This window comes from Hymenobacter sp. YIM 151500-1 (assembly GCF_025979885.1).
In the GTDB taxonomy this organism is placed as follows: domain Bacteria; phylum Bacteroidota; class Bacteroidia; order Cytophagales; family Hymenobacteraceae; genus Hymenobacter.
This window is the reverse complement of sequence record NZ_CP110139.1, coordinates 2,844,881-2,865,000: the sequence shown is the minus strand read 5'-3', so window position 1 is coordinate 2,865,000 and position 20,120 is coordinate 2,844,881. Positions and strand designations below refer to the sequence as shown.

At 60.6% G+C, this 20,120-nt stretch carries 13 protein-coding genes and 2 rRNA genes (1 of these 15 cut by a window edge); 10 read left to right on the top strand and 5 right to left on the bottom strand.

The genetic code is table 11. From position 1 onward, the window contains the following. Together OIS53_RS11980 and rrf are read left to right on the top strand one after the other, a co-directional pair. A 23S ribosomal RNA gene (locus OIS53_RS11980) occupies window positions 1–233 on the top strand (it extends 2,682 nt beyond the left edge of the window). 105 nt (window positions 234–338) lie between these two features. Then, window positions 339–450, top strand: a 5S ribosomal RNA gene (gene rrf / locus OIS53_RS11975). Between the two features lie 259 nt (window positions 451–709). Here rrf and OIS53_RS11970 read toward each other — a convergent pair. The 5 genes from OIS53_RS11970 to OIS53_RS11950 all read right to left on the bottom strand — a co-directional run bounded on the left by OIS53_RS11970 (window position 710) and on the right by OIS53_RS11950 (window position 8,792). Continuing rightward, window positions 710–1,996 (bottom strand): M16 family metallopeptidase, encoded by a 1,287-nt coding sequence (locus OIS53_RS11970; protein WP_264678806.1) that lies wholly within the window; start codon window positions 1,994–1,996, stop codon window positions 710–712. A gap of 11 nt (window positions 1,997–2,007) precedes the next feature. After that, window positions 2,008–3,180, bottom strand: a complete 1,173-nt coding sequence (porV, locus tag OIS53_RS11965) for a type IX secretion system outer membrane channel protein PorV (protein WP_264678805.1) — start codon at window positions 3,178–3,180, stop codon at window positions 2,008–2,010. A gap of 65 nt (window positions 3,181–3,245) precedes the next feature. Further along, window positions 3,246–7,211: a type IX secretion system sortase PorU gene (gene porU, locus OIS53_RS11960; protein ID WP_264678804.1), complete on the bottom strand. Its 3,966-nt coding sequence runs from the start codon at window positions 7,209–7,211 to the stop codon at window positions 3,246–3,248. A gap of 163 nt (window positions 7,212–7,374) precedes the next feature. Further along, window positions 7,375–8,064, bottom strand: coding sequence for a CDP-alcohol phosphatidyltransferase family protein (locus OIS53_RS11955; RefSeq protein WP_264678803.1), 690 nt, complete (start codon window positions 8,062–8,064; stop codon window positions 7,375–7,377). Between the two features lie 92 nt (window positions 8,065–8,156). Beyond that, on the bottom strand, window positions 8,157–8,792 hold the full coding sequence (locus OIS53_RS11950) for an MBL fold metallo-hydrolase (protein WP_264678802.1): 636 nt from the start codon (window positions 8,790–8,792) through the stop codon (window positions 8,157–8,159). A 416-nt stretch (window positions 8,793–9,208) separates the two neighbouring features. Between OIS53_RS11950 and OIS53_RS11945 the strand changes: the two genes are divergently transcribed. The 8 genes from OIS53_RS11945 to ccsA all read left to right on the top strand — a co-directional run bounded on the left by OIS53_RS11945 (window position 9,209) and on the right by ccsA (window position 20,074). Then, entirely contained in the window at window positions 9,209–10,321 is a 1,113-nt protein-coding gene (locus OIS53_RS11945) for an NAD(P)/FAD-dependent oxidoreductase (RefSeq protein ID WP_264678801.1), read from the top strand. A gap of 18 nt (window positions 10,322–10,339) precedes the next feature. Beyond that, a complete protein-coding gene (locus OIS53_RS11940) occupies window positions 10,340–13,711 on the top strand; it encodes a hypothetical protein (protein WP_264678800.1) in 3,372 nt (1,123 codons plus the stop codon). A gap of 349 nt (window positions 13,712–14,060) precedes the next feature. Next, window positions 14,061–14,702, top strand: coding sequence for a heme exporter protein CcmB (locus OIS53_RS11935; RefSeq protein ID WP_264682351.1), 642 nt, complete (start codon window positions 14,061–14,063; stop codon window positions 14,700–14,702). Between the two features lie 168 nt (window positions 14,703–14,870). Beyond that, complete coding sequence (locus OIS53_RS11930) at window positions 14,871–15,539, top strand: cytochrome c biogenesis protein (protein ID WP_264678799.1); 669 nt, start codon at window positions 14,871–14,873, stop codon at window positions 15,537–15,539. A gap of 64 nt (window positions 15,540–15,603) precedes the next feature. Next, window positions 15,604–15,804, top strand: a complete 201-nt coding sequence (locus OIS53_RS11925) for a CcmD family protein (protein WP_264678798.1) — start codon at window positions 15,604–15,606, stop codon at window positions 15,802–15,804. A 148-nt stretch (window positions 15,805–15,952) separates the two neighbouring features. Continuing rightward, entirely contained in the window at window positions 15,953–16,381 is a 429-nt protein-coding gene (locus OIS53_RS11920) for a cytochrome c maturation protein CcmE (RefSeq protein ID WP_264678797.1), read from the top strand. 191 nt (window positions 16,382–16,572) lie between these two features. After that, window positions 16,573–17,391, top strand: a complete 819-nt coding sequence (locus tag OIS53_RS11915) for a hypothetical protein (protein WP_264678796.1) — start codon at window positions 16,573–16,575, stop codon at window positions 17,389–17,391. A gap of 64 nt (window positions 17,392–17,455) precedes the next feature. Further along, complete coding sequence (gene ccsA, locus OIS53_RS11910; protein WP_264678795.1) at window positions 17,456–20,074, top strand: cytochrome c biogenesis protein CcsA; 2,619 nt, start codon at window positions 17,456–17,458, stop codon at window positions 20,072–20,074. Window positions 20,075–20,120 lie beyond the last annotated feature (46 nt).

Genomic DNA, 20,120 nt, shown 5'->3' with positions numbered 1-20,120 from the left:
TACGAGAGGACCGGGATGGACCAGCCGCTCGTGCACCAGTTGTGCCGCCAGGTGCAGCGCTGGGTAGCGACGCTGGGAAGAGATAAGCGCTGAAAGCATCTAAGTGCGAAACTCACCCGAAGATGAGATCTCCAAGTGGAAGAGCCGTGGGAGACGACCACGTAGATAGGCCCTAGGTGTAGAGTCCGAGAGGGCACAGCCGAGGGGTACTAAGTACTCGACCGTTTCCAGGCGCAGCGCTGTGGCGCCGGCTTTCTTACTCGTGGCTTTTATGTCAGGCTTTGGCTGGTTGGCGGCGCGTCCCTTCTGGGAAGGGATGCGGGTCGAACAGCGTTAGTAATGGTGGCTTTAGCCCGGGTGTTCACCTCTTCCCATTCCGAACAGAGTCGTTAAGCCCCGGCGCGCCTATGGTACTGCCTTCACCGGTGGGAGAGTCGGTCGCCGCCAATCTTTTTGTAGCCCGTACGGGGGAGGGGGCCGGAGCCGGTCGCTGCCACTAGCAGCGCCGCCCCGGCCCCCTCCCCCTGACGATTTAGTACGGCTGTATCTTGCTTGTTATAAAGCAAAGCCCTCATAGAATTCTAAGCAGAATTCTATGAGGGCTTTCGTATTGCTACTCTTATATGTTCTAGTCACATAAGTACTTATAGGCTACGGTAAAATGTTCTGCTCTATTACTACGGACTATTTTTAGGGCTCACATGTAGCGTTAGGAAGGTGATGGGCCAGATACGACAGTGAGCATAGTATTTGGCGACAAATAGGCTTGCGCTAACTCTTGAAGAGTAGTGGCTTCTACAGATTGGACTTGCGTGATAAAATCTGAGTAGAACGTTTCGGGTAAATTGTGGAATACCAGATTTTTATACTTGTCACACTGCTCGAACACTGTGCTTAGTTCATTGGCGAACTTACCGGTCATGTAGTTCTTGACCGTCTGTAATTCTTCCTGGGGAATTAATTCTTCTTGGAGACGTCGGAGTTCGTAATGAGTTTCTTGGATGGCGGCAGCAGTGCTTGCTGCATTGACATCAGAGCCGATAACAAAACTAGTGGCGTGTTCCCGGGGACCAACGCTGGCGTATATGCCATACGTGAAGCCTTTATCCTCACGAATATTCTTCATTAGGCGCGAGCCAAAATAGCCACCGAGCACTTTAACAAGCACTTGTAGCTGATGAGTTTGTGGATGGCTAAGTCCTGGCCAGAGCCGGCCTATGCGTAGAGATGATTGTAAGCTGCCGCTTACTGGCACGTGTGCATATTCGGGTTTATTTTGAGGGCTAGGAGCTGACGGTTCAGCCAAGAAAGCGCCAGGTGAAGACACACGGGTGCCCAGCATTTCGTGTAGCAGCTGACGGTGCTCCTCGTTCACGTCGCCGCACAGGAAAATCTCTGCTTGGGACAGCTGATACGCTTGCTGGTGAAATTGGTGCACTTGCTCTTGCGTCACAGCACGAAATGCCTGCTCATCAAACTTGACACCGTACGGATAGCTAGGCCCAAATAGGTTGTGCGAGAATTGTTCGGCAGCCAGGTAGCTGGTTTTCTGCCGCTCGACTTGCACATTCTGAATGGTGCGGGTCTTAAGCAGCTCGAATTCGGGAGCCGGAAAGGTGGGCCCGGTCAGAACATCGTGAATAAGGGGGAGCAAGTGAGCTACATGACGAGTCAGGCAGTAGAGTGTGAGAGTAGCCCGGTCGAATCCCTGTTCGCACTCGAGGGAGGCACCGTAGAAAGCAACTTCATCGGCAATTTGGCGGGCTGAGCGGGTGCGGGTACCTTCGAGCAGCATGCGGGCCGTGAGGAGCGAGACGCCCGGAGCCGGCTCATACCACTTGCCGGCTTTCAACACTACTTGCAAACGCACAACAGGCTGGGCATCGTTGTGCAGCACGTGCAGACGAGCGCCATTAGGGAGCAAAAACACGTCAGCCGCGGGCAGCGTTACGCGGGCCAGCGGCTGAACGGGAGGAGCGACTGTACGGTCGAGCATCAAAAGAGAAATTAGTTGGTAGTAGTACCGTCGGTGGAGCCACCGAAGGCTTCCTGCAGCTCATTGAAGTTAAAGTGCAGCGAGACACGGATTGTTTGAGCCAGCGGGTTGACTTTGCTGTTGGGCACAAGATAGGCTCCATCAACTCCAAATACCTGATAGCGCACCCCTAAGCCGAAGCTCAAGTACTGCCGGTCGCCTTTCATGCTGTTCTCGTAAAAGTAGCCTACGCGCGCCATGAGCAAGTCGTTATAGGTATATTCCAGACCGGTGGAGAGATTGATTTCCTTTAATTCTTCGCTAAATCCGCCGGGAGCGTCGCTAAACGAGCTGGTAATACCGCGCACAATGCCGTAGTTCTTACGCCGATCATTTTCGGCTACCACATCGGGGTCGGTGTTTTCACGGCCTTCAATGTAATAGGGCGAGGGCACGAGCAGCTTATTAGCGTCGAAAACGAAGGTGAGCTTGTTGTAGGCATCTAGCTCGCGGGTGATGGCGGTGCCGAGCTTGAGGTTGGTGGGTAGGAAGTCAGCCTGCGTAGGATTAGTGTAAGTGATTTTCTGACCGATGTTAGAAACCGCGGCACCCAGGCTCAGATTGTAGCTGCCGCTACCAATGGTCAGGTCCTTGGTGTAGTAAGCGCCAAGGTCAACGGCTACGGAGTTGGCAGGTTTGAAATCAGCATTGCTGCCGGTGAGATTGGAACGGATGTAGCGGGCATTTAAGCCTACTCCGAAGTTGTCGCTTAGCTTTTGGCCGTAGCCGACGGTCAAGGCATATTCTTTGGGGTTAAAGATGCCTTTTTCATTACCCCGGTCGTCCCGATACTGAATCTCGCCCAGATCAAAATAAGTAAGCGCCGTAGTGAGGGCTCCCCGCTCGCCGATTTTGGTGATGCCAGACAGGTAGGCCAAGCCCATGTCGTTGGCAATAGTGGCCAGCCACGGCGTGTAAGAAGCGGAAATGGTGTGCTTGTGGCGAATAAAGCCAAGCTTACCGGCATTGAAGTACGAAGCGTTGGCGTCGGGGCTGGTAGCTACCCCAGCTTCGCCCAGAGCCGCTGCCCGGGCATCGGGACTTACGGTGAAAATGGGGACGGCCGTGGTAATGGCGCTAACACGGCTCTGCGCGTGCGAAGTAAACGCCAAACCCAGCAGACCAGGAATGAGAAAAAAACGCAAGGGTAGCTTGGTCAGATTCATATAAAAAGCAAAGTGGAGCGGAAGGTAGGCGAAAGAAGGAAGTTTTAATTGATCAGCACTAGCTTTTCAAACTTGGAGGCCGTAGAGTTATCCCGGGAAGAACGGACGCTGACCCGATAAACGTATACGCCGCGGGCTAATTGATCCTGATATTCGTCGCGGCCGTCCCAGGTGAGCGAGGCCAGATGCGAGCCGCTGCTCAAAGCCGTGGCTTCTAACGTGCGGACGAGCTTACCAGATACAGTAAATATCTGCACCCGAATTTCGAGGTCTTCGCCGGCGCGGTTGTGGTCGAAGTGGAAGGTGGTGGCCCGGGAAAACGGGTTGGGGTAGTTGAGCACGTGCTGCAAGGCCAGTTTCTCATTAGAAGCCGCAATGAACTCCAGGTTGCGCTCGGCGGAGTTGTTGTGCGTATCCCAGGCTTTGAGACGCAGCACGTGGGGGCCTGGCGTCAGGTCTTTGAACAAGTAGCGGACCCGGCCGGCCTGGAAGCTGTCGACTTCGGCCGTGTAAAAATCGTTGAGCACAACCACCTTGCTGGGGTCATTGTCGAGGGTGGCGGTGAGGTCGTGGCCGATGCCGGTGCCGGCGGTGTTGATGCCGCTTTCGTCGCGCAGTCGGGCCAGCAAGGTGGAGCTAGTGCCCGTGAGTCCGCCAAACACAAAGGACTCGTTGTCCATGAACAGCCGAATGCGGGGCGGAACGGTATCCAGACGAGCCTGCTTGGCGGCGTCGCCCACGGGCACCAGCTGCGCGCCGTGGGCATCGAGGCGGGTACTAGCATCGGAAGCGTACAGGCTGATTTTGCCCAGGCCCACACTGTAGTTGATGTCCTTGGGCACCACGAAGCTCAGGCGGAACTGCCCATTGCGCACGGTGGCCTGGCCGTCATACAGGGCATTTTCGCGCACAGAAATGCGCTGGGGGCCGTCGGATGGGTCGTCGCCGAGCGTTACTACCTCGGACTTCTTCTCAAACACCGTTACCTGCGCCGTGCCCGTGAAGCTACTGAGGCGGCGGCCGTTCTGCTGCACTTCGCCCACCAGCGTCACCTGTTGCAAGGCTTTGAGCGTATCGGGGCGGGTGGCGGAAACAGGCTGGCCGTTTAGCTCGGTGAGTACCACCTGCTGCGCAGGATACGCCAGGCGCATGGAAGGGTCGCCGAGCAAGGCGAAGTTGCGGTTGTTGTCGCCGGCTACGGCGGCGTTTTTGGAGGCCACCACCACGTCGCCGAGGCGGGGTAGGCTGCCATTGGGGCGGCGCTGGAGCACTTCGCGCATGAACTCGGTGGCCAGTACCTGGTTGGTGTTGGCGTACACCACGCGGGTGGTCGTGAACAGGCCAATGGCGCCACCATCGGTATCAGTCAGGGCCTGTTCGCCGGCTGAGGTAAACTCCGGATTGTCGTAGGTGCTGAAGTCGCAGGTGCCAGTGAACATGAACGTCAGGCGGTTGCGGTTTTGCAGGCGTCGGACGGAGGCTTCGGTCAGAATCTGCTCGTCGGCCCAGCTCTTGGGGCCACCATGACCGATGTAGGTAGTCAGCAAAGAGCCCTGCTCAATGGCTTCGTCAATGGCCCGCTCGGCGACCGGTGACCGTTGGCCGGCGGCTAAAGCAACCTGCGGGAACATGTCGAGGTAGACCTTGTGCACGTTGTAGGCCGGCTGGCGGGTGTCGATGGGATTAGCCAGGGGCTCAGCGCCCGACAAGGTGAACAGGTTGCCGTCGCCGTCGTCGGTGACGAAGGTGAGGCGGTTGCGCCACTTGCCGTAGCTGGTGGGGCTGTCGTAGGCAATCAGCTTATCGACCACCAGCCGGGCCATGTCGTCGTTGCGGGGCTGGCCCACGGGCGTGCGCACCGGCAGGCGGCCCACGCCCACGTCGAGCAGCTCGTTGTTGGTGTTGGGCAGCCAGGCGCCCTCGTCTTCGTCGAGCAGGCCGAAATAGTCGTCGGAAGAATAGGTGATGCCGCGCCCACCGGGCCGGGAATTTAGGATGCGGTCAAAAGACTCCTCGGACTCATACACCGGCACGTAGTTCTGGGCAATCCGGTCGGCGTTGGCGGGCTGTCGGTCTTTCCACCACGCGGGCAGCTGGGCGGGGTCGTTGGCGGGGTCGGATTTATAGTCGTAGGAAGCGTCGCCGAACAGCAGCAGGTAAAGCTGCTTATTAGTGGGGGCCCGCTCGTAAACCATGCGCATCAGGTCCCGGATGGCGGTTACGTCCTGGCCGCCCGAACTGAACTCGTTGTACGCCTGCGTGGTGGTGACTACCTGGGCCACGAGGCCGTCGTGAGTGCGGCGGTGGGCGGCCAGCCGCTCGGCCTGGGCGGCAAAGGTGGGGTGCGCCACAATAAGCAGGTCCAGCTTGCCGTCGAGGTTGAGGGCGTGCAGGTTCTGGTTGGCCACGCGCCCAAACAACCGGGGCGTCAGGAAGCCGGAACCAGCCGGAGCAAACGCCACAAACTCCCGCACGGTATCGGTGCGGGCTAGGAAGGCGCCGTTGCTGAGGGCCACCGCGGCCGGGCGGCGCGGGTTGGTAACGTCCCACACGGCCGTGGCGGCGGTGGCATTGGATAGCTCAAACTGGCTGACGGCGGTGGAACTGATGTTTTCCAAAGAGCGAAACTCCAGCGAATTACCACTGAAGCGCAGCTGGCGCCGGGTGTTCAGCTCCACGTAGTCGAGGTAGCCGCGGGCGGCGGGGTCGGAGCCGCCGGTGTAGGTAAGTTGGAGGCGCAACTCGGCGGGTGGCGTGGCCGGCACAGTCCAGCTGAGCGTGCTGAGCGCAGAATTGGCTATTTCGGGGTAGCAGCCGAAGCCGCCCTGGCAGCTGTAGCCCGGTACGGTTTGGGTGCCTAGATTCTGCCCGTTGAGCATAGCCTGAAACACCGTAGCCTGCACCGACGAAGCCACCACGGATGACGTAAGCTGAGCCGAAGAGCCCGGCACCAGGTCGGTTACCGAAAACGTAACCGTCTTCTGCGTGCCATTGCCGAATTCCTCGCCCACCCACGTGCGGCCCGATTTAGCCAGGTTCAGCAGGTCCAGCTCATAAAACTGGCGCTCGGCAAATGTGCTGATGCGGGCCGAAGCAGCCCCCGTAACGGCTGGGGCTGCCTGCACGCGCCGGCCGGCCGTGGTGCCCACCGTCAGGAAGTAATAGGCTGTGTCGGCGTAGGGGTTGAGCTGGTGGCGGAAGCGGCTGGTAGTACCCTCACGCGCCCAGGTATGGGGGCCGCGGGCGTAGAACAGGAAGTATTCGTTGTCGTCGAAGGTGGCGTTGGCGTCGCCGACGAACTGGATGGCGTTTTCGGTGAGGTCGTCGGGGCGGAAGGCGCGGTTGGGCTGGGGCAGGGTGCCGGTGGCGTTGCCGTAGAGGCGCAGGCGGCTGGGGTCGAGGGTCTGCACGTTCAGGCCCAGAGTGCGCAGCAGGTTTTTGTCGAGCTTGTACATGCCGCTGCCGGGCACGCCCACCTTAAACCAGTCGCCCTGGCGCAGCACCGAGGCCTGGGCGTAGGCGTGCGTGCCGGTGCCGCGGCGGGCTTCGGCCGGGGCTGGCTCATAGGAAAAAGCAAACGACACCAGCTTCTCGGCCTGCCCGGTTTGGGGGTTGCGCCGGAAGGGCTCCAAGGCCAGCAAGGTTACCGGCTGGCGGTTTTCGGTACCCGACATCAGCCGCACGGCCGGGGTGGCAGGCAGCTGCTCTACAGGCAGCTGACGGACTTCCAGGGGCGTAAGGGCGGCGTACTCGGTTTCGGTAAGCTGCCCGGCCGAGACGAGGCCCGGCAGCCGCAGCTGAAACGTGCCTACCGGCTGGCCTGGGCGGTATAAGGCCCCCGCAAAGGTGGGCACGCGCCGCTTTTGACCCTGCACAGCTACTTGCTCGACGCCTTGCCACACAAGCTGCGCCCGCACCACGCGGGGCGAACCGGCAGACTGAGCGGCGGCAGGCAGGCAACAGCCCAGCCATCCCAGGCACAGCAAAACCCAGCGGGTAAAAAAGCGCATAATCGAAATCTCAGAGCGTACGTAAGATACGGACTTCGGAAGTAGTGACGCACTAACAGCGTCCGGTTGGCTACGGTTCAGATAGCCCAGTCAGGTGCCGGAGAAACTAGGAACTACGCTGGACCGCAAATATTGTGCGCCCTTACACTCACACCTGATACGCTCACACCTGAGCCGGCCGCAGCATCGACAGCAGCACGTACAGCAGGATGATAAGGGGTACGGCGGCGGCTTGCAGCACCAGTAGCAGCCCCACGCTCAGCAGCAGAAACACGAACCGCACCTGATTGTCCTGCCAGCGCAGGTTTTTAAACTTCAGCGCAAACAGCGGTAGCTCGGCCACCAGCAGCCCCGATAGTAGCACAGTGAGGCCCAGCAACACCCACGGGTTCAGAATCAGGCGTTGCACGCCGAAGGTATCGTACGTGAGAATGAGTGGGAGCGAGGCTACCAGAATGGTGCAAGCCGGTGTGGGCAGGCCAATGAAGGAGGTGGTTTGGCGGGTGTCGTTGTTGAACTTAGCCAGGCGCAGGGCTGAAAAGACAGTCACTATGAACCCGCCGTAGGGCACCCAGGAGGGCAGCCCGGAGCCAGCCTGCATCAGCAAATCGAACAGAAAAGCCCCCGGCACCACCCCGAACGACACCATATCGGCCAGGGAGTCGAGGTCTTTGCCGATGGGGGAGGAGGCGTGCAGGGCCCGTGCCAGCAGGCCATCGAAAAAGTCGAATAAGGCCGCCAGCGCCACGAAGTAAGAGGCCAGTTCGAGCCGGCCCGCAAAAATGCTGCTCAACGCTAGGCACCCGGCAAATAGATTCAGACAGGTAACGGCGTTGGGTAAATGGTTTTTCATTGAGAGAATTAAAAATTAAAAATTATGAATTAAAAATTAGCAGATGAGTGGACCAGCCGGCGTGCTCATTTCTACTTTTTAATTCTCAATTTTTAATTCAAAAACGGGTTCGTACGGCGCTCCTGGCCGATGGTGGTGGCGGGGCCGTGGCCGGGGTACACCACGGTAGTGTCGGGTAGGATGAGCAGCTGGGTTTTGATGCTGGCTATCAGCGTGGCGTAGTCGCCACCGGGCAGGTCGGTGCGGCCGATGCTGCCCTGAAACAGCACGTCGCCGCCGATAATGGTGCCCGAGGCGGCGTGGTAGAACACCACGTGGCCGGGGGCGTGGCCCGGCGTGAAGCGCACTTCCAACTCCGTCTGGCCGAAGCGCACGGGCTGGTCCGGCGTCAGAAAGCCGGTGGGCTCGGCCGGCTCGTAGCGGGTAAAGCCGTAGCCGGGCGCGTAGGCGGGCACGGCGCGCAGCGTGCCCAGGTCGGACTCGTGAATCAGAAAGGGTACTTTATAGGTGTCGAGGATAAACTGATTGCCGAACACGTGGTCGATGTGACAGTGGGTGTTCAGCAGGAGCACCACCCGCAGGTTCTGGGCCTCAATAAACGCTTTGAGGGCCCGTTGCTCGGCCGGCTCGTAGCAGCCGGGGTCCACGATGACGCACTCGCCCGAGGCATCGTGCAGCAGGTAGGTATTTTCGGAAAAGGCGTTGAACGTGAAGCCGGAGACGGTCATGTAGGAAGTAAAAAGGGCCGCCGCGCAGCCCATCCAATATTCAGCGGGTAAGTTACGAGTCTTGCCGCGAACAGAGCGGCGCTTTGAGAGCTACAAGCTGTACGCCGCAAGCTGCAAGCTTCTGTTTGGATACTAGGGTGAGTGGACAGTTGTCCAAAAACAGCAAAAAGGCTGTCATGCTGAGCGCAGCGGAGCGAAGTCGAAGCATCTCTCCCGCTGGCTAACTCAATCGTTAGCCTCAAAGCAGGCATTCGCAACGAAGCGGTAGAGATGCTTCGGCAAGCGGACGCCAGATGGAGCATGACGGTCTTATATCAACTCAACTGTCCACACAGCCTAGCCCATGCTTGCAGCTTGCGGCGTACAGCTTGTAGCTTCCTTCTACTTGTAGCTTCCGCCTACGTACCTTGCTTGCCATGACACACGTGGAGTACCTGATTGTTGGGCACGGCATAGCCGGGGCTACGCTGGCGGCCGAGCTGCGGGGCCGCGGCCGCGCCGTACTGGTGCTGGACGCGCCCCAGCCCGACTCGGCTTCGCGGGTAGCGGCGGGGCTGATGAACCCGGTGGCCGGCAAGCGGTTTGCCCTGGCGTGGCGAGCCGCCGAGCTGCTGCCGGCAGCCAACGCTTTTTACCGGGGCCTGGAGCAACGGTTTGGGCAACGGTTTCTGGTTGAGCTGCCCATCATCAAGCTGTTTTCTTCTATTGCTGAGCAAAACACCGTGCTGGCCCGCAGCGCCGACCGGCCCTGGCTTGACTTCGTGCCCGAGCCCGACGCACTTCTGCCGCCTGTACCTGGCGTGCGGCAGCCATTTGGCGGCATCTGCATCCAGGGCGGCGGCTACGTGCTGGTGGAGCGGGTGCTCGACGCCCTTGCCGCTGAAGGTCAGCAGAACGGGTGGCTGCAGCACGAAACTTTTGACTGGCAGCAGCTTGTTCCGGCCCCGGAAGGTGGCCTCATCTACGCTGGCCGCGTGCACGCCCGGCACGTGGTCTGCTGCGAAGGAGCTGCCGCCGCGCACAACCCGTATTTTCACTGGCTGCCCCTCACCCCCAACCAAGGCGAGGTGCTCGACGTGGAGTGCAACGAGTTAGGTACCGATTACGTCCTGAACAAAGGGGCGTACGCTGTGCCGCTCGGGGGCGGGCAGCTGCGGGTGGGAGCCACCTACCGCTGGCCGCCGTTTGCAACGGGTATCACCCCGGAAGCCCGGCAGGAGCTAAGCCAGCGCCTGCAGGACATGACCGACCGGCCCTTCCGCGTAACGGGCCAGCGGGCCGGAGTGCGGCCCGCCGTGCGCGACCGGAAACCGTTGCTGGGTACCCACCCAGCGGCGCCGGGCGTGCATATCTTTAATGGATTTGGCTCCAAAGGCGTTATGCTGGCGCCGCGGCTGGCTCAGCTCATGGCTGATTGGCTGGAGCACGGCCAGCCAGTGTGGCCCGAAGTACATATCCAGCGCTACCAGGCGTTGTACCGAGTGCCTCCGGCCCCGGCTGGAGTTGTTCCTGTTGATTCCCGCTCGTAGTTTTTCTGCTACTACTATATGAAGCACTTGTCCTATCTTTTTCGGCGTGGCAGTGGCCGGCCGGCGACCCTGGCAACCTTATTACTAGGTCTCCAGCTGCTTTTTGGCGCAACGGCCCAGGCCCAAACTGCCCAGGAGCCTTTTGGGCGGGTGCGCATCCAATACAAGGACTTCGCCTGGCAACAGCTCAGCACCCAGAACTTCAACATCTACTACTATGCCGGCGGCGAGGCTCTGGCCCGCAACGCGGCCGACTACGCCGAAAAGGAGTTGCAGCGCATTACGGGTCTGATTGGGTACTATCCGTACTCGAAGACCACCATCATGCTCTATAATTCGGTGGGCGACCTGCGGCAGAGCAACGTGGGCCTGCAAGCCGATAAGTACCAAACCGGCGGCGAAACTTCCCTGCTGCGCATGACCAAGGTGCAGCTGGCGTTTCAGGGCCAGCAGACGCGCTTCAAGCAGGAGCTGAGCAGCCGCATCACCCAGGTGCTGCTCAACGACATGATGTACGGCGGCTCCCTGAAGGAAATCATTCAGAGCAGCTACTTGCTCCAGCTGCCCAACTGGTTTATCAGCGGGGCGTCGGCCTACGCGGCCCAGGGTTGGAGCGTGGAGATGGACGACTATATGCGCACCATGCTTCAGGAGCACGAGGGCACCCGCACGGCACCGTTTTTCGTGCGCAACCCGGAGCTGGCCGGCCAGAGCATCTGGAACTACATTGCCGAGCGGTACGGCTATACTTCCATCCAGAACATCCTGAACCTGACGCGCATCACCCGCGACGTGGAAGTGGGCATCAGCTCCTCGCTGAACGTGCCCTACAAGGTGTTTCTGAAAGACTGGCTGACGTATTACCGCCAGCTCAACGCCCAGCCCCAAACCGCCTACGTGGACCCCGAAGAGGCCCGGCAGCTGGGCCGCACCAACCGCCGGGGCGTGGTGTACTCGCAGCCCGTACTGAGCCCTAACGGCCAGCGCCTGGCCTACGTGCAGAACGACCGGGGCCGCTACCGCGTGGTAGTGGTGGGCCGCGACGGCAAAGGCCGGGACATCATCCACCGCGGCGGCTTCAAAACCCCCGACCAGGAAGTGGAAATCCGCCTGCCGGTGCTGGCTTGGCGCGGCAACGGCCAGGTAACCGTGGCCGAGATGCACAAGGGCGACATGACCCTGCACCTGCGCGAGGCTGATGGGGGCGTGTCAAGTCTGCTGACGCGGGTGAAGGCGCTGCTGCCCACGTTCGGCAAAACCACCTCGGTGTTTTCGCCTTTCTCGCAGGTAACGGACCTGAGCTACTCGCCCGATGGTAAGTCGCTCGTATTCAGCGGTACCCGCGAGGGACGCACCGACTTGTACCTGCTGCGGGCCGGCAAGCGCACCCCGGAGCGCCTCACCAACGACGTGTTCGATGACGTGGAGCCGGTGTTCCTGCCCGGCGGCAATGGCATTGTGTTCAGCTCCAACCGCTGGCTCGACTCGGCCGGGGCGGCTACCGGCGACTTTGCCTCGGTGGTAAACAACTACGACCTGTTCCTCTACCACCTCGACGGCCGCGCCCAGCCCGTAGAAACGCTGGTGAGCACCATTTCCAACGAAGGCCGCCCGCGGGCTTTGTCTGATACGGAAATCCTGTTTGCCAGCGAGGAAAGTGGAGTGCGCAGCCTGTACCGTTTGCGGCTGCCGTCGAAGGAGTACCGGGCCGTGTCCAGCTTCCGGACCAACGTCAAGAATTACGACTACAACGCCACCACGGGGGCGCTAAGCTTCGTGGCCGCCGAGGACGGCCGCGACTACGTGTACCTCTACCCCAGCTACCCGCTGCCCGATAACTTGGTGCTGTATAAGACGGCCCGGCAGGAAACACTGGAAGACCGGTCGCGCCCGGCCAAGGCTACGGCGCCAGCGGCGGGCCGCCCCGGCCCTACCATTGCCAACGCCACCGGCCAGAACGGCAACCGCCAGGCTGCCCCCGCTACGGCCCCAGCGCCAGCTGATTCGGCCGCCGCGCCGACCCCGGCTGCACCCCAACCGCAGCAAAAGCAGCCCAGCAACGCCCGCATCAATACCAGTGACTACGAGTTTGATGAGGACATTCCGATGTCAAGGGCATCACCACAGCCGCAGCGGTGGCGGCGGTCGGCGGCTACGGTAGTAGCCTTGCCCCAGGCCGCTCCGGCCGAAACCTCGGCCTTGTCCGGCCCTTTCCGCTACGACACCCGCTTCACCATCGACAACGTGGTGTCGACCTTGCAGGTAGACCCGCTGCTGGGCCTGGGCTTGCGCGGGCAGGTGAACATGATGGACCTGATGGAAAACCACCGCATCCGGGCCGGCATTTTCGCCCTCACCGACCTGCGCACCAGCAACATCTTCGCCGAGTATACCAACCTGACGCGGCGCTACGACTGGAGCATTGCCTATCAGAAGCAGGCCTACTTCTTCGACCTCACCGTGTCGCCGAACCCGCTCACGCCCCGTGTGCGCTACGGCCGCCACGAAATAGCGCCCACACTGGCTTACCCGCTCACCCACAACCTGAGCGTGCGCCTGGGCCCGCGCTTCGTGAATGTGAGCCGCCGCGTGTTTGAGGACCTGAGCGGTTCGCGCGACCAGAACTTCAACTTCCTGGGTGGGGTGGGCGAGCTGGTGTTCGACAACTCCGTGGTGACGGGCGTGAACATGCTGGAAGGTACCCGCATGAAAGTAGGCGTGACCCGCCTGCGCGGCCTCGACGGGGGTGCCCGAGACTTTACCAAGATTTTCATAGACCTGCGCCACTATCAGAAAATCCACCGCCAGCTGATTTGGGCCAACCGCGCCAGCTTCGGGCAGTTTATCGGTGGCGGGTCGGTGCCGCCCTTCTTCCGCCTGGGCGGCATGGACAATTGGCTGAACAACCGTTACGAGGACGGCCAGCTCGTCACCAGCGACCCGCCCCTGCCCAATCCCACCGAGCTGTTCTACCAGCAGTTCGTGACCAACCTGCGGGGCTTCGACTTCAGCCAGCGCACCGGGCCCAAGTACGTGCTGTTCAACACCGAGCTGCGCCTGCCCATCGTGCAGTACCTGTCGCGTAAGCCCATTGAATCGGGTTTCTTCCGCAACCTTCAGCTCACAGCTTTCGGCGACATGGGCACCACCTACGCCGGCTCCAACCCGTTCAGCGTCAACAATTCGTTCAACACCATCGAGGCGGGCGGCTCCGGTAACGCCTTCAGCGCCAACGTCATCAACTTCCGCAACCCGCTCTTATACGGCTACGGCGTAGGCATGCGCACCACCATGCTGGGCTTCTACGTGAAGGGCGACCTGGCCTGGGGCCGCGAAAACTACTCGGTCAGCGGCCCGCGGCTGTACGTGTCGCTGGGGTATGATTTCTAAGGGAGAGGTTGGAAGTGAGAAGCGAGAAATAACCCCGTCATGCTGAGCCTGTCGAAGCATCTCTACCGCGGGTAACTCTCATTATGTGCAGACGAAGCGGGAGAGATGCTTCGGCTTCGTCTGCGCACCCTGGCTTGATGCGCCACATGCTCAGCATAACGGGCTGTATTCGATAGTGCTGGCGGCTGGCTCCTGAAAGGGGGCCGGCCGCTTGGTTTTGGTGGCGAATCGTCGGGGGCGGGAACAATCCTGGCGCGCGGGTACCCATCTAGCCTCATCCGGTTGTATCTTTGCGGTCTTGTTTACCAGCCGCGCTGCCGTGACGCTTCTCAGCGAAATTTGGACCCTGATGCAGAAGGACTTCCGCCTGGAGTGGCGGCAGCGCGCGGCCCTGAATGGCATGTTGCTCTACGTGGGCAGCACCGTGTTTGTGTGCTACCTCAGCTTCTCACTGCGCGGCGGGCAGCTGCCAGCTCCGGCCTGGAATGCGTTGTTCTGGATTGTGCTGCTGTTTTCGGCCGTCAATGCCGTGGCCAAAGGCTTCTTGCAGGAAAGCCGGGGACGGATGCTGTACTACTACACCGTGGTGCGGCCCCAGGCGGTGATTCTGGCCAAAATCAGTTACAACGCTCTGCTGCTGCTGGGGCTGGCCCTGGTGGCCCTGGGACTGTATGCCGCGGTTCTCGGCAACCCCGTGCAGGATGTGCCGCTATTTGTGGGCAATGTGGCGCTGGGCGCCGTGGGCTTTGCCAGCACGCTCACGCTGGTGTCGGGCATTGCGGCCAAAGCCACCAACAGCAGCACGCTCATGGCCGTGCTGGGCTTTCCGCTGATGGTGCCCATGTTGCTGCTGCTCATCAAAGTATCGAAAAACGCGCTGGATGGGCTGGAGTTCGAGGCCAGCCAAAGCTCCCTGCTCACCCTGCTGGCCCTGAATATGCTAGTGGGGGCGGTGTCGTACCTGCTGTTTCCTTTTCTGTGGCGTTCTTAATCTAGAAGGGGGAGGTTTAGATATGAGAAGTGAGACGCCGCTTGTTTACCCCGCACAAAAAGGCCCTCTGGCTTGTTTTTGCTTGGGTGGTTTAGGAGAGAAAACCAGCAGCGCGCTATGCGGCTGGGCTCTTCTCACTTCTCACCTCTTCTATCTCACATCTAGCCTATGAAAAACTGGTGGAAAGCCTTGAGTGTGGTGCTGCTGCTGTACGTGGCCGTGGCGGGGCTGCTGATGCCAGTGCCGCGCCTGGCCATTCTCAACGAAAGCATCCGCAACCTGTACTTCCACGTGCCCATGTGGTTCGGGATGACGGCCATTCTGGTAGCGTCGGTGTACTACTCGGTGCGCTACCTGCGCCAGCCCGCTCCGGAGCTGGACATCCGGGCCCACGAGGCGGCCCGCATTGGCATCCTGATGGGTTGCGTGGGCTTAGCGACGGGTAGTATCTGGGCCCGCTATACCTGGGGCGCCTGGTGGACCAACGACCCCAAGCTCAACGGCGCGGCCATTGCCATGCTCATCTACGGCGCTTACCTGGTGCTGCGCTCCTCCTTCACCGATGAGCAGCAGCGGGCCCGCATCTCGGCCATCTACAACATCTTCGCCTTCGCCACGGCTATGCCGCTGTTTTACATCCTGCCCCGCCTCACCGACTCGCTTCACCCCGGCGCGGGCGGCAACCCGGCCTTTGCCAAGTACGACCTCGACAGCGACATGCGCTTGGTGTTTTACCCGGCTGTCATTGGCTGGACCCTGCTGGCCTTCTGGCTGGCCCAGGTGGCCAGCCGTCTTTCCCTGCTCAAACTCAAACTATATGAAAAACAGCTGGCTTAATAAGGGACTTAGGGACTTAGGGACTTGGGGGCTTAGAAAGGGCACAGGACGCCACTCGGTGCTGATGCTGCTGGCCTGGCTGCTGCCGGTGCTGCGTGCTGCTGCCCAGGCAGAGGCCCAGCCCGAAATGGCTGACGCCTTCCGCGCTGACGGCAAAATCTATGTCGTCGTGGCCGTCGTGGCCGTGGTGCTGGCCGGGCTGCTCTTCTTTCTGATTTCTCTGGACCGTAAGCTCGCCCGCCTGGAGCGGGAAGTGAAGGAGTAATGGTGAAGTGGTGAGGTGGTGACACATGACGGTTACCACTCCAACACTACTCATCACCTCACTATTTCACCATTCCTGCGGACCTTTGCGGCGTAGTTTGCTGTTCTGAAAGTTCTTGACCCTTCGGGAAATACTTGTTGCTTCATCCATGAAAAAAGCACATCTGCTGGCTATTGGAGTAATTGCCATTGCCATTGCCATCATCATGAGTGCCGCCGGCGACGCCAGTGTGTACGTGTCGTTCAAGGAAGCTCGGGAGCGGGCCGCCGAAGGCAACCTGACCAAAGTGCACGTGGTGGGCCGCCTGCCCCGCGACGGGCAGCAAAATATCCTGGGCCTGGAATATAATCCTACCCTCGACCCCAACTACTTCGCCTTCACGCTGGTCGATACTAACCGCCTGGCTCAGCGCGTGGTCTACTTCAACCCTAAGCCTCAGGACTTCGACAAGTCGGAGCAGGTGGTGATTACGGGGGCCATGCGCCAGAACGTGTTCGTGGCCGACAAAATCCTGCTCAAGTGCCCGTCGAAGTACGTGGAGAAAGATATCAAAGGAGCCACTGCCTCAGTTAATTAAAAATTGAGAATTAAAAATTAAAAATGAGCAGATGGCAACGGTATTTACGATGGAGCTTTGCGGCGAATTTTCGCCTACAGCTTTTCGTAACTACCTCATTTTTAATTTTTAATTCTCAATTTTTAATTCTTAAAGCCCAGGTTCCCAACGACGACATCGAGCGGCGGCGGGTGCTGAAAGTGGGGGAAACGGTGACGTCAACTACTACGGGCTGCACCGTGCAGTGGGCGTGCGTGGACGAGGCCCTGACTGGCAAGTGCATCGAATACCACAACGACCAGTGGTTTGAGTTTACGCCGCGCGTGTCGGGACGCTACTACGTCAACATCGGGCAGCAGCAGTGCCGCGACACGCGGGGCGTGCAGTTGGTAGTGCAAACCGGCCGGCCCTGCCAGCCAGCCACGTATCGGGTGCTGTCGTGCACTTCGTTGGGCAGCCAGGACGACGTGTTTGTGACCCTGGACTCGCTGCAAGCCGGGCAGCCCTACCTGCTGAATGTGGATGGCTACCTCAAAGACTTTTGCCGGTTCACCTTGGCAATCAGTGACAAGCCGCGCGGGCTGCCGGCCGTGGCGCCTCCGCCCTTGGCGGCAGTGGTGCCGGTAGCCAACTCGGTTTTTACGCTGCACTGGCAACTGCCCGATTCGCTGGGTGCGGCCCAGCAGTTTCGAGTGTTGCGGCGGGAGGCGCGGGCGTTTCGGGCTTCGGTAGTGGCTACTGTGCCGGTGCGCCGCACCACCTATGGTGCCGCCAGCCCCGACTACACCTGGACCGATACGCTCCGCACGCCGGGGCGCTACCTGTATCAGGTGGTGACTACCGCGCCGGACGGGTCCGTGCCGGCTCTGGTGCAGCAGCAGTGGTACGCATACCGGCAGCTGCCGCCGGAAAGCGCCTTACGGGCCGCCGAAACAGCTCGGAAGGCCGCCAAAGCCCAGCACAACTGGGCCCGGCGGGGGCACCGGGCCCGCCTGAAACGGCTGGTTAGCCAGCGGCAGGGCGGTTCTTAAAACAACTTACCGGTGGCCGGGTAGTTAGCCTGGGCTTCCCTCTCTTCTTCAACGCAGTATTACCATGTTGAATACCTTAATCGGCGACGTCGGGCATCTGAGTGTCATTGTGGCCTTCGTGGCGGCCACCGTGGCGGCGTACTCCTACTACATGGCCTCGCGGGGCCGGGCTCTGGGCGACACCGACCCGGCCTGGCTGCGGCTGGGGCGCGGGGCATTCCTGGTGCACGGCGCGGCGGTGGTGGCCGTCATTGCCTGCCTGTTTGGCATCATCCACGGCCACCGCTACGAGTACTACTACGCCTGGAGCCACAGCTCCAACCATTTGCCGGTGTACTACATGATTTCCTGCTTTTGGGAAGGGCAGGAGGGCAGCTTCCTGCTTTGGATTTTCTGGCACGTGCTCATTGGGCTGGTGCTGCTGCGGGTCGCCCGCCGCTGGGAAGCTCCGGTTATGACCGTGTTTGCCGGCGTGCAGTTGTTCCTGACCAGCATGATTCTGGGCGTAGTGGTGGTTGGCAACCTGAAAATCGGGTCTTCGCCCTTTATTCTGCTGCGCGACTTCATGCCCGACCTGCCGGTGTGGAAGACCGACCCCAACTTCGTACCCAAGGACGGTACCGGCCTGAACGCCCTGCTTCAGAACTACTGGATGGTGATTCACCCGCCCACGCTGTTCCTGGGCTTTGCCCTGACCCTGGTGCCGTTTGCCTACGCCGTGGCGGCTCTGTGGAAAGGCGACTTAACTTCCTGGGTGCGCCCAGCTACGCGCTGGACGCTCTGGGGCGGGCTGGTGCTGGGCGTGGGCATTATGATGGGCGCCTACTGGGCCTACGAAACCCTGAACTTCGGGGGCTACTGGAACTGGGACCCGGTGGAAAATGCCGTCTACATTCCATGGCTGGTGCTGGTGGCCTCCCTGCACGGCATGGTGCTCTGGCAGCGCAGCCGCCTGGGTTTGCGCACTTCGTTTGTGCTGGTAATAGCCACGTTTCTGCTCATCCTGTACGCCACCTTCCTGACCCGTAGCGGGGTGTTGGGCAACGCCTCCGTGCACTCGTTCACCGACCTGGGCTTGTCGGGGCAGCTGATTATCTACCTCATGGCTTTCGTGGTGCTCAGCATCGGGTTGCTGGTGTGGCGCTGGAAGCAGATTCCGATTTCCGACAAAGAGCTGACCACTTATAACGCCGAGCTGTGGGTGTTTGTGGGGGCCACGGTACTGTGCCTGGGCGCGTTCCAGGTGCTGGTCACCACCAGCATTCCGGTGTACAATGCCTTCCTGGGCTTCGTAGGCATCAAGTCCAACATGGCCCTGCCCGCCGACCAGATTGCCCACTACACCAAAATTCAGCTGTGGATGGGCGTGGGCGTGGCTTTCTTCTCGGGCCTGGCCCAGGTGATGTGGTGGCAGAAAAACAACCGGGAAAGCCTGACCAACACCCTCACGGTGCCGGCCATGCTCACGCTGCTCGGCGCGGCCCTCGTAATTCTGCTGGTACGCTACTACGGCCTCAAGATGGAGCCGGTCTACATCGTGCTGCTTACCACGGCTCTGTTTGGGGTGCTGGCCAACCTGAGCATGGTGCTTACGCTGCTGCGCCGCAAGGTAAGCCTATCGGGCGGCGGAGTGGCCCATATCGGCATTGCGTTGATGCTGCTGGGCATTCTGGCCTCGGCCGGCTACTCCAATGTTATCAGCAAAAACGTGTCGGGCCTCTTGTACTCGCGGGAGTTCAACGAGGAAATGAACCGCGACAACGTGCTGCTCTGGCGCAACGACAAAGCTCCGATGGGCAAGTACGACGTTACGTACACTGGCCAGTACTTCGACGTGCCCGGCGTGCCCGGCTACGTGGATAAGCAGCTGCTCTTCCGCACCGCCGACGAGTACAAGGCTCTGGCCCGCGCCGACATCAAGCGCGGCGAGCAGGTGTACTACAAAGCCGGCGACACGTTGGAAATCCTGCCCGAAAACACCTACTACCGCGTCGAGTACAAGGACCGCAAAACCGGCGAGGCCTTCACGCTCTACCCGCGCGCCCAGGTGAACGAGGAAATGGGCGGCCTGCTGGCTTCGCCCGACATCAAGCAGTTCGCCTCCCACGACATCTACTCCCACGTCAGCTCCATTCCCGACCCCAACAAGGAGAAAGACTGGAGCGAGGTAAAGGAGCATGTGCTAAGCATCGGCGACACCATCTTCCTGAACGACTATTTTGCCGTGTTCCGCGGCGTGGAGCCGGCCCACCAAACCGCCGGCCTGGGCCTACAGAAAGGCGACCTGGCCATTCAAGGCGACGTTATCGTGCACGGGGAGAAGAAGCAGTACCACGTCCACCCCATGTTTGTGGTGCGTAACCGCCTCATCGGCCGCGTACCCGACGAGGTGGAGGACCTGGGCCTGCGCTTGTCCCTGCTCAACATCGACCCCACCAAGGGCAAGTTCACCTTCGGGGTGAGCACCACCCAGAAAGACTACATCATCCTGAAAGCCGTCGAAAAGCCCTTCATCAACCTGCTCTGGAGCGGCACCCTGCTCATGGCCCTGGGCTTCGGCATGGCCATCTACAAGCGCCGCCGCGAGCCGGAAGCCTCGGCAGAATCGGGCGCTGCTGGCGAGGTGACTGCCGCACCGCAGAAGCGCCCAAACCCCCGCGTCCGCCAGCAGAAGGTTGCGTAAATACTCTCACAAGCACAAAAAGCTCCAGTGCCGCGCACCGGAGCTT

What these genes read in the sequence shown, in the direction of transcription:
- OIS53_RS11970 (WP_264678806.1), bottom strand. Translation starts at nt 1,996, where the DNA reads ATGCTCGACCGTACAGTCGCTCCTCCCGTTCAGCCGCTGGCCCGCGTA.
- porU (WP_264678804.1), bottom strand. Translation starts at nt 7,211, where the DNA reads ATGCGCTTTTTTACCCGCTGGGTTTTGCTGTGCCTGGGATGGCTGGGC.
- OIS53_RS11955 (WP_264678803.1), bottom strand. Translation starts at nt 8,064, where the DNA reads ATGAAAAACCATTTACCCAACGCCGTTACCTGTCTGAATCTATTTGCC.
- OIS53_RS11950 (WP_264678802.1), bottom strand. Translation starts at nt 8,792, where the DNA reads ATGACCGTCTCCGGCTTCACGTTCAACGCCTTTTCCGAAAATACCTAC.
- OIS53_RS11945 (WP_264678801.1), top strand. Translation starts at nt 9,209, where the DNA reads ATGACACACGTGGAGTACCTGATTGTTGGGCACGGCATAGCCGGGGCT.
- OIS53_RS11940 (WP_264678800.1), top strand. Translation starts at nt 10,340, where the DNA reads ATGAAGCACTTGTCCTATCTTTTTCGGCGTGGCAGTGGCCGGCCGGCG.
- OIS53_RS11935 (WP_264682351.1), top strand. Translation starts at nt 14,061, where the DNA reads ATGCAGAAGGACTTCCGCCTGGAGTGGCGGCAGCGCGCGGCCCTGAAT.
- OIS53_RS11930 (WP_264678799.1), top strand. Translation starts at nt 14,871, where the DNA reads ATGAAAAACTGGTGGAAAGCCTTGAGTGTGGTGCTGCTGCTGTACGTG.
- OIS53_RS11925 (WP_264678798.1), top strand. Translation starts at nt 15,604, where the DNA reads ATGCTGCTGGCCTGGCTGCTGCCGGTGCTGCGTGCTGCTGCCCAGGCA.
- OIS53_RS11920 (WP_264678797.1), top strand. Translation starts at nt 15,953, where the DNA reads ATGAAAAAAGCACATCTGCTGGCTATTGGAGTAATTGCCATTGCCATT.
- ccsA (WP_264678795.1), top strand. Translation starts at nt 17,456, where the DNA reads ATGTTGAATACCTTAATCGGCGACGTCGGGCATCTGAGTGTCATTGTG.